A 13,953-nucleotide genomic window follows, 5' to 3' on the forward strand; every position below is an offset into this window, starting at 1 on the left:
CAAGAGCGCCTTGCGAGATGGCGTTGAGAATAACACTTTCTTGCCAGACTGCGAGCCTGTAAACGTGGAAAAAGCGCCGCTAATGCCGGGTAATACTGGTTTTTAGTGCCGCAGATCTCTATAATCTCGCGCAACCTATTTTCCCCTGGAATACTTTTAAGCCGTAAAACACGGGCTGGGACACTTCACATGAGCGAAAAATACGTCGTCACCTGGGACATGTTGCAGATTCACGCACGCAAACTGGCCGCCCGACTGATGCCTTCAGAACAATGGAAAGGCATTATCGCCGTAAGCCGCGGCGGTCTGGTACCGGGCGCATTACTGGCACGTGAGTTGGGCATTCGTCATGTTGATACCGTTTGCATCTCCAGCTATGACCACGATAACCAGCGCGAACTGACCGTGCTGAAACGTGCGGAAGGCGATGGTGAAGGCTTTATCGTGATTGACGATCTGGTCGACACCGGCGGTACTGCGGTAGCGATTCGTGAAATGTATCCGAAAGCGCACTTCGTCACCATCTTCGCCAAACCGGCTGGTCGCCCGCTGGTTGACGATTATGTTATTGATATCCCGCAGGATACCTGGATTGAACAGCCGTGGGATATGGGCGTGGTTTTCGTTCCGCCTATCAGCGGCCGCTAATCCCCCGCACGTTCTGCTAACGCCCGGTTCTACCGGGCGTTGTTCATTTTGTCGCACCTCAGGTTACAATAACCTCCAGTGATAGATACATGGAGGCTGCGCGCGATGTCACAAGCTAATCTTAGCGAAACCCTGTTCAAACCCCGTTTCAAGCATCCGGAAACGTCAACGCTGGTACGTCGGTTCAACGCTGGCACGCAGCCGCAGATCTTATCAACGCTGGATGGTAAAAACGTTCCGCACTGGTATCGCATGCTTAACCGCTTAATGTGGATTTGGCGCGGTATTGATGCCCGTGAGATCCTCGAAGTGCAGTCGCGCATTGTGATAAGCCAGGCCGAGCACACCGATCCGGAACTGTACGATACGGTGGTGGGTTACCGCAGCGGTAACTGGATCTACGAATGGTCCACGCAGGCGATGCTCTGGCAGCAAAAGGCGATGCAGGAGCAGGAAGCGGTGCAGAGCGGTCGCCACTGGCTGCGCGCCTCCAGTCTGTACAGCCTGGCGGCTTATCCGCACATCAAAGGCGATGTGCTGGCCGAGCAGGCGCAGGCTCTGGCGAATCGTGCCTATGAAGAGGCAGCGCAGCGCTTGCCTGGGGCGCTCAAAGAGATGCAGTTCAGCATTCCGGGCGGTTCGCCGGTGACTGGCTTTTTGCATATGCCGCCTGGCGACGGCCCTTTCCCGACGGTATTAATGTGCGGTGGGCTGGATGGCCTGCAAATCGATTACTACACCCTCTATGAACGTTACTTCGCTCCGCAGGGGATGGCGATGTTGACGCTGGATATGCCTTCTGTCGGCTTTTCGTCGAAATGGAAATTAACCCAGGATTCGAGCCTGCTGCATCAGCACGTTTTGAAAGCGCTGCCGAATATTCCGTGGGTCGATCATACACGGGTAGCGGCGTTTGGCTTCCGTTTTGGCGCAAACGTAGCGGTACGCCTGGCTTATCTGGAAGCACCGCGCCTGAAAGCGGTGGCGTGTCTGGGGCCGGTGGTGCATGCGCTGCTTAACGAGCCGTTACGCCAGGGGCGGGTGCCGGAAATGTATCTTGATGTGCTGGCCAGCCGTCTGGGGATGCATGATGCTTCCGATGAAGCGCTGCGCGTTGAGTTGAACCGTTACTCCCTGAAAACTCAGGGCCTGCTCGGACGGCGTTGCCCAACGCCGATGCTTTCCGGCTTCTGGCAAAACGATCCGTTCAGCCCGGAAGAGGAGTCACGTTTAATCAGTACGTCATCGAGTGAGGGCAAACTGTTGGAGATCCCCTTCAATCCGGTCTATCGCAATTTTGATAAGGCGCTGGAGCAAATCACCGGATGGATCAACCATCATTTCCGTTAATAGATTGATAAATTCTATTGATTTGGTAAAACAGTTGCTTCACAAAAGGAGATCGCAATGACGTTACCGAGTGGACATCCGAAAAGCAGACTGGTTAAAAAATTTACTGCGCTTGGGCCTTATATCCGCGAAGAGCAGTGCGAAGATAACCGCTTTTTCTTTGATTGCCTGGCTGTTTGCGTCAACGTAAAACCAGCGCCGGAGAAACGCGAGTTTTGGGGATGGTGGATGGAAATGGAAGCCCAGGAAAAACGTTTTACCTACCGTTATCAGTTTGGGCTGTTTGATAAAGAAGGGCACTGGAAGCCGACGGCAATTAAAGATCAGGAAGTGGTCGATCGCCTCGAACAGACGCTACGTGATTTCCACGAACGGGCGCGTACGATGCTGGCGTCCTTAGAGCTGAAGCTGGAACCTGCCGATAATTTCAAAGAGTCGTTGAAACTCCCCGCGTAAATCCCCCCCTGAATAAAAAAGGCCCGCTCGCCTTTCGCGTATCGGGCTTCTGGCACTGACCAGCTTGTAACCTGAAACAGGTTAAAGAAATGCCCTCAGTCGAGGGCATTAATATAACGAGGGTGTTACGGGTTCAAAAACTTAGAACTGGTAGGTCACGGCAACGGCTACGATATCGTCGCTGCTGATGCCCAGTTTGTTGTCATCTTTGATCTGGTTGATTTTGTAATCCACCATCGCAGAGATGTTTTTGTTGAAGTAGTAAGTTGCGCCAACGTCGATGTAGTTAACCAGATCTTCGTCGCCGATACCGTTTTCGATGTCTTTCCCTTTGGTCAGGACATAGCCCAGGGACGGACGCAGACCGAAGTCGAACTGGTACTGGATAACCGCTTCAAAATCCTGCGCTTTATTCGCAAAACCCTTGCTGGAAGAGATCGGCGTCATGTTGTAAGACACACCGTACATGGTGGCGATGTACAGGTTGTTCGCGTCGTATTTCACGCCAGTTGCCCACGCTTCTGCTTTCTCGCCGCGGCCCAGCGCCAGAGAGGTATTCTGTGCGTCAGTACGGTCAGAGTTGGCATAAGCGCCGATCAGCGTAACCGGGCTGCCGCTGAAATCGTACGCCAGAGAAGTACCCCAGCCGTCACCGTTCTGTTTGATGACGCTGCTGCGGCCGTTTTCGTTTTTACCCTGGTATTGCAGGGACATATCCAGACCGTCAACCAGACCGAAGAAGTCGGTGTTGCGGTAAGTTGCAACGCCCGTGGTACGTTTGGTCATGAAGTTATCGGTACGAGCCAGACCGTCACCGCCGAATTCCGGGAACATATCGGTTACGGCAGCCACGTCGTACAGCACGCCCAGGTTACGACCGTAGTCGATAGAACCGAAGTCTTTCATTTTCAGGCCAGCAAACGCCAGACGGGTTTTCTGACCAGAGGTGGTTTCGTCGTTGTTACCGGCAAATTCAGCTTCCCAACGACCATAACCGGTCAGTTGATCGTTGATCTGCGTTTCGCCTTTGAAACCGAAACGAACATAAGTTTTATCACCATCGTTGCTGGTATCGTCGCTGAAGTAGTGCATGGCTTTCACTTTGCCGTACACATCCAGCTTGTTGCCGTTCTTGTTATAAACTTCCGCTGCGTGAACGGATGCAGAAGCGACAACGCTCATTACCATTAATGCCAGAGTGCTCTTTTTCATTTTGATTCCTGATTTAACTAACGCGCTAATATTCGCTGGGCATATGCCCCGTGAAAAACAGGAAGGGTTTTATCGCTCTGAAATTAACTATTTATGACAAATTGAGAATAATTTTAAAAAGTTGTGTTTTAGTTTGTTTGCAATAAAAACGTCAAAATTTACCGTTAGGCTTGCTGATCCCGCGCAACAAAAAAGTGGCCTGATTGCACTGACGGTTGGCAATCGCCGCGACTCCTGTTACAACGTCTGACGACTATCGATATTTCTTATTTTTTCTTAAAAACGGCAGAGAATCATGAGTGACAGCCAGACGCTGGTGGTAAAACTCGGCACCAGTGTTTTAACGGGCGGTTCCCGTCGCCTGAACCGCGCCCATATTGTGGAACTGGTGCGCCAGTGCGCGCAGCAGCACGCCGCCGGGCATCGTATTGTAATTGTGACTTCCGGGGCGATTGCCGCCGGGCGCGAACACCTGGGCTACCCGGAATTACCCGCCACCATCGCCTCGAAACAACTGCTGGCGGCGGTCGGGCAGAGCCGTTTGATTCAGTTATGGGAACAACTGTTTTCTATTTACGGTATTCACGTCGGGCAGATGTTGCTGACCCGCGCGGATATGGAAGACAGAGAGCGCTTCCTTAACGCTCGCGACACGCTGCGTGCGCTGCTTGATAACAATATCGTGCCGGTGATTAACGAGAATGACGCGGTCGCGACGGCGGAAATCAAAGTCGGCGACAACGATAATCTCTCTGCGCTGGCCGCGATTCTGGCCGGTGCGGATAAGTTGCTGCTGCTGACCGATCAGCAGGGGCTGTTCACTGCCGATCCGCGTAACAACCCGGATGCGGAACTGATTAAAGATGTTTACGGCATCGATGATGCCCTGCGCGCGATTGCGGGCGACAGCGTTTCTGGCCTCGGCACTGGCGGAATGGGCACCAAATTGCAGGCCGCCGATGTTGCCTGCCGCGCCGGGATCGACACCATTATCGCCGCAGGCAGCAAACCGGGGGTGATTGGCGATGTGATGGAGGGGATCTCCGTCGGAACGCGTTTCCATGCGCAAGCTTCGCCGCTGGAAAACCGCAAACGCTGGATCTTCGGCGCGCCGCCAGCGGGGGAGATAGCCGTTGATGAAGGCGCTACCGCCGCGATCCTCGAGCGTGGCAGTTCACTGTTGCCGAAAGGCATTAAAAGCGTGACAGGCAACTTCTCGCGTGGTGAAGTGATCCGCATCTGTAATTTGCAGGGGCGCGATATTGCCCATGGCGTTACCCGCTATAACAGCGATGCGCTGCGCCGTATTGCCGGGCACCACTCGCAGCAAATCGACGCCATTCTGGGCTATGAATATGGCCCTGTCGCCGTTCACCGCGACGACATGATTACCCGTTAAGGAGCAGAAGTATGCTGGAACAAATGGGCATTGCTGCGAAAGCAGCATCATACAAGCTGGCATTGCTCTCCAGCCGCGAGAAAAACCGCGTGCTGGAAAAAATCGCCGATTACCTGGAAGCGCAGTCGCAAGAGATCCTGCTGGCGAACGAGCAGGATCTGCTGGAAGCTCGCCGCAACGGCCTGAGCGAAGCGATGCTCGACCGTCTGGCGCTGAACCCGAAGCGTTTAAAAGGGATCGCCGACGATGTCCGTCAGGTTTGCAAACTGGCCGATCCGGTCGGCCAGGTGATCGACGGCGGTTTGCTGGACAGCGGCCTGCGCATTGAGCGCCGTCGCGTACCGCTGGGCGTTATCGGCGTGATTTATGAAGCGCGCCCGAACGTGACCGTTGATGTGGCTTCGCTGTGCCTGAAAACCGGTAATGCGGCAATCCTGCGCGGCGGCAAGGAAACCTGGCGCACCAATGCGGCCACGGTAAAAGTGATTCAGCAGGCGCTGGAAGAGTGCGGCCTGCCTGCCGGTGCGGTACAGGCGATTGAAAGCCCGGAGCGCGAACTGGTCAATCAAATGCTGCGCATGGATAAATACATCGACATGCTGATCCCGCGCGGCGGCGCGGGTCTGCACAAGCTGTGCCGCGAGCAGTCAACCATCCCGGTGATCACCGGCGGTATTGGTGTCTGTCATATCGTGGTGGATGAGTCTGCTGAGATCGAACCGGCGCTGAAGGTGATCGTCAACGCCAAAACGCAGCGCCCAAGCACCTGCAACACCGTCGAAACCCTGCTGGTGCATCAGGATATTGCAGCGACTTTCCTGCCTGCGCTGAGCAAACAGATGGCGGAAAGCGGCGTTACGCTTCACGCCGATGAACAGGCGCTGGCGCTGCTGAAAAGCGGCCCGGCAAAAGTGGAAGCGGTGAAAGCGGAGCAGTACGACGACGAGTTTTTGTCGCTGGATCTGAATGTGAAAATCGTGGCCGATCTGGATGCGGCTATCGATCATATTCGCCAGCACGGCACGCAGCACTCTGACGCGATCCTGACCCGTACGCTGCGCAATGCGGACCGCTTTATCAATGAAGTGGACTCTTCGGCGGTGTATGTGAACGCCTCCACGCGCTTTACCGATGGCGGCCAGTTTGGCCTTGGCGCGGAAGTGGCTGTCAGCACGCAGAAGCTGCACGCGCGCGGCCCGATGGGCTTAGAAGCGCTGACCACCTATAAGTGGATTGGTTTTGGCGACAATACCGTTCGCGCATAAATAAAACGGGCGGTGCATCCTCTGATGTACCGCCCGTTTGTTATTCTTCGGCTCTGATTCTTGCCGCGCCTGCAAATTCCTCTCGCAAATAACTTCAACGATCGGCCTGTTTACAGGCGCGAAGCCTTACATTTTATAGCGCCGGATGGCATCCATAAGCTCGTTTGCCTGCTGCAACAGCCCTGAAGCGGTGCCTTTGGACTCTTCCGTCAGCTGCACGTTGCGCTGCACGGTAGTTTCGAGCTGCGTTACGGCTTTGCTGATTTCATTGATGCCTTTGGTTTGTTCCTCTGTCGCCAGGCTGATTTCAGCAATCATAGTGGTGACCGAGGAGACGCTACCGACGATTTTTTGCATTGTCATACTGGTATTATCAACCTGCTGCACGCCGGAGGCGACGCTGCTTACCGTGGTGTCGATGAGATTGCTGATCTCCTTCGCCGCCTCTGCGCTACGGCTGGCCAACTGCCGCACTTCATTGGCGACAACGGCAAATCCACGCCCCTGTTCGCCAGCGCGCGCCGCTTCTACCGAGGCGTTGAGCGCCAGGATGTTTGTCTGGAAAGCGATGCCGTTGATCACGCTGGTGATCACGCTAATTTGTGACGATGCGGCTTCAATCTCTTTCATTGTCTTAATGAGATAATGAACAGAATCAATGCCTTGCTGTGCATCACTTGCCGCGTCAACGGCAGCCGTATTCGCCTCGCGCGAGGTGGCCGACGAGTGGGCTACGTTGGCCGAGATCTCCTCAAGCGATACTGACGTCTGTTGCAGGCTGGCGGCAGACTCTTCCGTGCGCAGAGCCAAATCATCGTTTCGTGATGACATTTCTATCGCCGCGGTGCGTACCTGCCCGCTGTTGTTGCGGATGCTGGTCATCGCTTCGACCAGTTTGTCGGTGAAACCGTTGAAGGCTATGGCGATTTGTGCGATTTCATCTTTGCCGTGTACCGGTAAACGCTGCGTCAGATCGCCTTTATCGGAAGAGAAGAATTCGTCCATCGCTTCACGGATCTTAATCAGAGGTGCAACGCTCTTCTGCGTAATGTAGCCGACGGTCAGCACAGATAAACAGATCAGAACGAGCAGCGAAATGGCTGACATTTGCAGTAAGGTATTCATCCCGCTTCTGACTTCATTTTTATCAATCGCTACAACGATATACCAGGCCGTGCCTTTGATCGGGCGAGCCAGCAGATAGGCATCTGCCCGGGAAACGCTTGCTTCAACTGGCGTAGCGGAAGTGAGTAGCTGAGATAAATTAAGGTCCGGGCTGACAGAACCCAACTGCTTCATGGTGAGATCATCATTGGGGTGCGCAATGATTTGCCCTTGCGAATCGATAAGCATGCCAAAACTGTGTGGCGTTGGATGTATCGCCCGGACGTTTTTAATAATTTCATCCATTGCGATATCGCCTTCGATTACCGCTTGCAACGCGTTATTGTTGAAAGCTGGTGTGGCAATAGTCATCGTCAAACGGCGGGAAGAGATATCCTGGTAAGGCTCAGTAATGATGGTTGTTCTGGCATTATTAGCCTCGATATACCACGGCCGACTGGTAGGATCATATCCTTCAGGAATACCTGAAGGGTCGGAAGATAAAACATGCTTGTCAGTAAATGCAATGTCAACGTTTAAGAAGTTTCCGGCTGCGGCGGCTTGCTTAAGCAGCGCTACCGGGTCCGGATGATTAACGTAAGGTGTGAGATTTGCTATTTGCGCTATTCGCGTGGTGACCCACTGTTCTATTGTTGTTGTGTTACTTTCCGCTAAGGAAGTCAGGGTTGAGTTGATCGACTTTGTCGTCGCATTATTACTGATAAAATAGTTAATTGCAGTGTTCAGAGAAAGTGATAGCACCAGAATTGCGACCACAATAAATAATATTCGATTCCGAAAAGATGAGAGCATAAAGCGTCCTTGTGTCTCGAGGAATACAACTAAGCGTAATGGAGTAATAACTTATATATAATACTTTACTCAATCAGCAAGGGAAGCCTTCATATAGGTTGAATACAGCGCTTTTATGTGGCTAATCATGCTGATGAATAAAAAAGAAGTGTGGAAATAAGGACATATCGCGCCAACATATTTAAATGTTTTATAGGATTCCACTTAATATATGAGAATGTAGTGAGTTAAGAGAATTATCTATACTTAAATAACGGCCTTAAATGAAATAATATTTATAATAAATTCACGAATAATTTGCGTAAATTATATAAACACATCTGTTCATACTTTTAGTCCGTTTGACCCGGCTAAGATATAACCGTGGTGACGGTACACAGAAACGGTGCGACTGCTGGAAATGTCAGCAGTCTACCTGCGACAGCACGCGCAACCGCGCAGAAATGAAGCAGGATGGTGCAAAAGTAGCCGTTTGATTCCCAAGGGCATTGACGCATCACTCGCTTAGTTTTAACCTTCTACTCCGTGATTCACGTTCGTGAACGCATCGCAGGGCCGATATAGCTCAGTTGGTAGAGCAGCGCATTCGTAATGCGAAGGTCGTAGGTTCGACTCCTATTATCGGCACCATCTTGAAGTCCATATTCATCCATTTTCGTCCTTAAACGCCCTGTTATCTAAAGATTTTTTAGGTTACGGTGTCCGTGTTAGTCCTTTTTCATCCAGTAGAATCCAGAGCCGAATGTGTATAGGATGGTGTATAGGTTCTGTTCGGTCTGGGGGTTCTATACACATGCCTTTAAACGATATGCAGATTCGCCGCGCTAAGCCTGAAGCTAAACCCTATACATTGGGAGATGGCCTGGGGCTCTCATTGCTTATTGAACCAAACGGAAGCAAGAGCTGGCGGTTCCGCTATCGCTTTGCCGGTAAGCCCAAAATGATCTCACTTGGGGTTTACCCGGCGATCACTCTCGCTGATGCACGTTCCCGGCGCGATAACGCCCGAAAACTGGTTGCAGAAGGCAAGAACCCTAGCGAGGTTCGTAAAGAGCAAAAACTCGCATTGCAAACTGAGTCTGAGAACGCCTTCGAAAAGATTGCCAGAGAATGGCATCAGATGAAGTCTGCCAAATGGTCTGCGGGCTACGCTTCAGACATTATGGAAGCGTTTCAGAACGATATTTTCCCTTATGTTGGTACAAGGCCAGTTGGCGAAATTAAACCATTAGAGCTGCTTAACGTTCTGCGAAAAATTGAAAAGCGTGGGGCGTTAGAAAAAATGCGTAAGGTACGGCAGCGCTGCTCAGAGGTTTTTCGCTATGCCATCGCCACCGGAAGAGCTGAGTTTAATCCAGCGGCAGATCTCTCCAGTGCCCTCGAAGTACATCAATCGAATCATTTCCCGTTTCTTAAAGCAGAAGAGATACCTGATTTCCTCAAAGCATTAGAAGGCTATAGCGGAAGTAAAATTGTTCAGATTGCGACGAAGCTATTAATGATAACTGGCGTAAGAACCATAGAATTACGTGCAGCTTTGTGGCAAGAATTTGATATGGATAATGCACTTTGGGAAATTCCAGCTAAGCGGATGAAAATGCGCAGGCCGCATTTTGTGCCGCTATCTCCTCAAGCATTAAATTTACTCAATGAACTCAAAATAATGACAGGGAACTATCGTTATGTATTCCCGGGGCGGAATGATCCGAACAAGCCTATGAGTGAGGCGAGTATAAACCAGCTGATCAAGCGTATTGGTTATAGCGGGAAAGTTACTGGTCATGGATTCAGGCATATGCTATCTACGATTTTGCATGAAAATGGTTATGAAAGCATATGGATTGAACTGCAGCTAGCGCATGTTGATAAAAATAGTATTCGTGGAACTTATAATCATGCTCAATATTTAGAGAACAGAAGAAGAATGATGGAGTGGTATTCTGAATTTATCCGTATTAGTTGTATTAGTCGCGATTATTAATCTTGATGATTTGCTGTCACCAGCCTCACCCACGGGTTATTCACCGGCACTTCTTCGCCAAAAACGAGTCCGGTCTCCTTCATCAGAAACCCTTTCAACTGGCTGGTTTTGCGCGGTGCTTTTACCTCGCAGGTCCAGATAAATGAGTCCTCATTACAGCGCAGGGCCAGCCCGGATTCCTGAAATGTTTTCTGCGCCAGTTTCCAGCTATCACCAGCATCGCCTGTGGTTTCGGCCGCATACAGTTTGAAAATCCCTGGCGTCACCAGAAACAGGTGGTCTTCGACAATATGAGCTTTTCCTTGTCTGGTGTTTACCGCGTCAGAAGCAGTAACGTACCGCTTCAGCCAGGATATGAAGCCGTCCTTATTACTGGGCTGTGGAGTATCCTGAATCACCGGAGCTAATGGTTCCGGTACCTTAAGTTCGGGTGCCGGAGGCGTTTCGCTTACAGGTGAAACGCGTCCTGCGAAGCATGCCGGTCGCTGATCCGGTTGCGCCCAGATTGCGGAAGGCGACAGTCGCAGCAGCGTCAGCGGTTCGGCGGGTGACCAGCCATGGTCGGACTGAATAACACAACGCCAGATTGCTTTATCGTCATTGGCAACGATCAACTGATGCGTCAGTAATTCATCAAACAGGCGGTTATTATTTTTCGGCACGCCGGTGACACCGTGCTGCAACAGCCAGGCGCGAGCCCGGTCGGCGGTGGTTTTGCTGACCAGCCAGAGTGTATCTTCCGTCAGCCAGCCATCAGAACCCGATTCCGGGTTATTCAAGCGGTACTCATCCTGTACCAGCGAACGCAGGGCAGTGAGAAGCTGTTGGGGCAGGGAGGAGGGTTTGTGCGCCAGCGCCGTTTTGATATCGCCGCCGAGACTTCTGGTGACGGAGGCTTTATCGGCCTGCTGCACCAGTTCTGCTAATACGCCAGCCCGTTCGTTGTGCCCGGTGAGCTGGTAAATCAGCGCTGAGAATACCGCCGGATACCCGGTCAGCCAGTCCAGTAAAGGCGGAGGCAGCAAATTACTCGCCAGTAATGCGCCAGCCGCCGAATGCAGGTAATAATCCTGCCCGGTGCTGCGGTATTGCCAGCGGTAGGGCTGCAGCAGATCTCCCTGCCACGGGTGCCAGAGCGCGCCATTGAGTTGTTGAATCTCCATATCCACCGCGATTTTCCCTACGTCATGCAGTAGCGCCGCACACACCACAGCGACTGTCCAGGCACTGGCCTGCCGAGCCTGTTCCTCAGCACCGGCTTCCGGTGGCAGCAGATACCCCTGGCGCAGGCGAGCTGCGTTGCAGGCAACCTCCAGCGAATGATCCAGCAGTCCCCCTGGCTCTGCATGGTGATGCCCGCGGGATGCGGGGAGTTGCTGAACCAGACCTGCGAAACGCCGGATGGTCACGAGGAGCCAGTTATCGAACAGGGTATCGGGCAGCGGTGTGAATTGCCGTAGCTGGTGCAGGTGGTCCTGGCGTTGAGGTGTCGCCAGCAGATCTTCTGCGGCCAGTGGCGCAAACCAGCCTTCCGGTCGCGCAGCGTCTGGCGCAGGCTGGGATTTATGCAACGCTTTCTGTAGCCATTTCAGCATATATGCCTTTCCGGGCAGGCCCCTTTCCCCTTATCGCCCTTCCTTTGCTTTTTCCCTTTAGCGCAGTTCATCCTTTGCCCCACGGCTTTGAGAAAAAGTGGCCGATGTTCACCGGCCACTTTTGCTTTATTTACCACCAGGCGTAAAACAACAGCCTGTCCTGCTCAAAATCGAATGTTTCCAGTGTCTCTTTCACCCAGCAGGTGACGGCACGAACGTCCTGCCAGTAGGTTTCACCATAGGTGGTGTAACCGTAAAAGAAACCATCAATGGTGGGGAAAACGGTGCCACAGTTATCCGGCGTCAGGCTTTGCAGGTCATTCTGTAAAGCCTGTAAATGTGCCTTTGTCATTTCTAACGGCAACTGGTTACGCACCAGTCCGACATGTCTATCCACCCAGTTCAGCAGGGGATTAACTTTGCGGAAATAGCCCACCCTGGCGGGCTGGCAGTCGTCAGGCGCGTTTTTCGCTTGTCCGAGAAAGTAAATATCGAGTCCCATTCTTTGCTCCTTAATAAAAGGGGAGCATCACCCCGGCGGGGATGGCTCCCCGGTCGGGTGGGTTGTCAGGCGCTGAGCCGACAGGCTTGTGGTACTGCGTTTATCAGCCATTCACAGGCACTGCGTGCCATACCGCTGGCACGGATCACAGCGTGTTTGTCCTGGTGCAGGATCTTCAGCCAGTAACCGATATAGTTGCTGTGCTGAAGCTGGCCCTGAATGCCACAGTGGGCGCACAGGAAAGCGCTGCCCATCTCTGCCACCAGTTCTTCAGCGGCATAGCTCTCTTCAGTGCGATTAGTCCCGTTAACACCCGGGCGGCTAAGACGTGAGGCGTGGCCGGTGGCGTGCGTCAGTTCGTGCAGTAATGTGGCGTAATACGCGTCACTGCTTTCAAACTGCTGAGGCTGCGGCATCATCACCAGATCGGCCGCAGGCTTGTAATACGCCTGCGACTGTCGGCGGTGGCGCAGTGTGACACCGCTGTTACGTGCAATAGCCTCTGCGATTTCCACCGGTTCTCCCGGCCGGGAAAACGGCTCATACAGCGTCTGCGGTAGCCCGTCGCACTGCGTGAGATTAAACAACCGGAATTCGCGGATGATCCCGAAATGCCGCAGCTTCGGCTCACCTTTTTCATCCAGCACCGGCTGGCCATCGGCATCGGTTTCCTCCAGCGAACGCGGCAGGTACAGCACGGCCAGCGAGGACTTTTCTCCCTTGCGGACATGCCCGCCGAGTTCGCTAACCTGGTGGAAAGTGAGCCACCGATCGCTGGCGAAACTTTGCTGGCTGGCGCTGCCCCATAGCAACGGGACATTGATGCCATGATACGGGCGGCCAGATACAGCGTTCATCGGGAACGGGGGTTCACCGTCGCGCCACGGGCGGATCCATGGCGCATGGCCCTTTTCCAGTTCTGCGATAATCTGGTCGGTCACTTTCTGGTAGATATCGTTGCTTCTGTCCATTTTTGCGTCCTTATGGAAAGAAGCCGGAGCCTCCATCCGGAGAAACTCCGGCAGGGAGGGTTACACTTTTGCAGCCATTGCGATCTGCACGTAGTGCGCGTGATAGCTGAGCGAGAGCGGTAACAGTACGGGATCTTTCATATCCCCCTGTGGCGGCTGGCAGTAGATCGTAAAGGCGATGTGACTGCGTGCTGGCCCGGCCGTGCGCATCGTCAGCAGTACCGCAAGTAACAGCTCACTTAACCGTTTTTCGACTTGCAGCGGATCGGCAGGGAATGCCACGGCGGATTGCCATACGTCGGGAGTGATGACCACCGGCAACAGCGTCGATTTTTTGTTGTAAAAAGACATGGTGTTTCTCCTGTTTAACAGCAGGGAACACCCGTCGCAGGGCGTTTCCCTGCGGGATGAATGACTACGGATATCCTGCGCATCAGCGCCGTTCGCGGCTTCCGGACAGATGGCGAACTTACTTCATCAGCGGTGTCAGTGTTTTATTCGCTCCGCATAAAAGGGAGTGGAAAATCATTACCAGCAGCGGAAGTTTTTGGATTTGATGACATGAGAAGGACAGGAAGGTCTGGTGTGCAGAGTTCTCTGCACACCGTAAAGCTTTTAATACCTTGTGGAACCTCTGGCGTTGTGATGAATGCGGTT

At 52.9% G+C, this 13,953-nt stretch carries 12 protein-coding genes and 1 tRNA gene; 7 read left to right on the forward strand and 6 right to left on the reverse strand.

Annotation, left to right across the window (positions count from 1 at the left end; all coding sequences use genetic code 11):
- Positions 1-189 precede the first annotated feature (189 nt).
- The 3 genes from gpt to crl all read left to right on the forward strand — a co-directional run bounded on the left by gpt (position 190) and on the right by crl (position 2,454).
- Entirely contained in the window at positions 190-648 is a 459-nt protein-coding gene (gpt, locus tag C0557_RS03840; protein ID WP_010427903.1) for a xanthine phosphoribosyltransferase, read from the forward strand.
- A 105-nt stretch (positions 649-753) separates the two neighbouring features.
- Complete coding sequence (frsA, locus tag C0557_RS03845) at positions 754-1,998, forward strand: esterase FrsA (protein WP_208657537.1); 1,245 nt, start codon at positions 754-756, stop codon at positions 1,996-1,998.
- Positions 1,999-2,055: 57 nt separating this feature from the next.
- Positions 2,056-2,454 (forward strand): sigma factor-binding protein Crl, encoded by a 399-nt coding sequence (gene crl / locus C0557_RS03850; protein WP_064568334.1) that lies wholly within the window; start codon positions 2,056-2,058, stop codon positions 2,452-2,454.
- Positions 2,455-2,595: 141 nt separating this feature from the next.
- Here crl and phoE read toward each other — a convergent pair whose 3' ends face one another.
- Entirely contained in the window at positions 2,596-3,666 is a 1,071-nt protein-coding gene (phoE, locus tag C0557_RS03855; RefSeq protein ID WP_208657538.1) for a phosphoporin PhoE, read from the reverse strand.
- A gap of 295 nt (positions 3,667-3,961) precedes the next feature.
- Between phoE and proB the strand changes: the two genes are divergently transcribed.
- Together proB and proA are read left to right on the forward strand one after the other, a co-directional pair.
- Positions 3,962-5,065, forward strand: a complete 1,104-nt coding sequence (gene proB, locus C0557_RS03860) for a glutamate 5-kinase (RefSeq protein ID WP_043954824.1) — start codon at positions 3,962-3,964, stop codon at positions 5,063-5,065.
- Positions 5,066-5,076: 11 nt separating this feature from the next.
- The gene (gene proA / locus C0557_RS03865; protein WP_208657539.1) at positions 5,077-6,330 is read left to right on the forward strand and encodes a glutamate-5-semialdehyde dehydrogenase; all 1,254 of its coding nucleotides are present in this window, start codon (positions 5,077-5,079) and stop codon (positions 6,328-6,330) included.
- A gap of 126 nt (positions 6,331-6,456) precedes the next feature.
- On the opposite strand, the gene C0557_RS03870 is transcribed toward proA, so the two are convergent.
- On the reverse strand, positions 6,457-8,247 hold the full coding sequence (locus tag C0557_RS03870; protein ID WP_208657540.1) for a methyl-accepting chemotaxis protein: 1,791 nt from the start codon (positions 8,245-8,247) through the stop codon (positions 6,457-6,459).
- Between the two features lie 554 nt (positions 8,248-8,801).
- Between C0557_RS03870 and C0557_RS03875 the strand changes: the two genes are divergently transcribed.
- A tRNA-Thr gene (locus tag C0557_RS03875) sits at positions 8,802-8,877 on the forward strand.
- Between the two features lie 163 nt (positions 8,878-9,040).
- Positions 9,041-10,228, forward strand: coding sequence for an integrase arm-type DNA-binding domain-containing protein (locus tag C0557_RS03880; RefSeq protein WP_208657541.1), 1,188 nt, complete (start codon positions 9,041-9,043; stop codon positions 10,226-10,228).
- On the opposite strand, the gene mobH is transcribed toward C0557_RS03880, so the two are convergent.
- The 4 genes from mobH to C0557_RS03900 form a co-directional block, all read right to left on the reverse strand.
- The gene (mobH, locus tag C0557_RS03885) at positions 10,225-11,823 is read right to left on the reverse strand and encodes a MobH family relaxase (RefSeq protein WP_208657542.1); all 1,599 of its coding nucleotides are present in this window, start codon (positions 11,821-11,823) and stop codon (positions 10,225-10,227) included. The two genes, C0557_RS03880 and mobH, sit on opposite strands and share 4 nt — an antisense overlap.
- A gap of 130 nt (positions 11,824-11,953) precedes the next feature.
- Positions 11,954-12,325, reverse strand: coding sequence for a hypothetical protein (locus tag C0557_RS03890; protein WP_208657543.1), 372 nt, complete (start codon positions 12,323-12,325; stop codon positions 11,954-11,956).
- A 65-nt stretch (positions 12,326-12,390) separates the two neighbouring features.
- Complete coding sequence (locus tag C0557_RS03895) at positions 12,391-13,296, reverse strand: ArdC family protein (protein ID WP_208657544.1); 906 nt, start codon at positions 13,294-13,296, stop codon at positions 12,391-12,393.
- Positions 13,297-13,356: 60 nt separating this feature from the next.
- Complete coding sequence (locus C0557_RS03900) at positions 13,357-13,647, reverse strand: hypothetical protein (RefSeq protein WP_208657545.1); 291 nt, start codon at positions 13,645-13,647, stop codon at positions 13,357-13,359.
- Positions 13,648-13,953 lie beyond the last annotated feature (306 nt).

It is taken from the genome of Kosakonia sp. MUSA4 (genome assembly GCF_013085925.1).
Taxonomy (GTDB): Bacteria; Pseudomonadota; Gammaproteobacteria; order Enterobacterales; family Enterobacteriaceae; genus Kosakonia; species Kosakonia sacchari_B.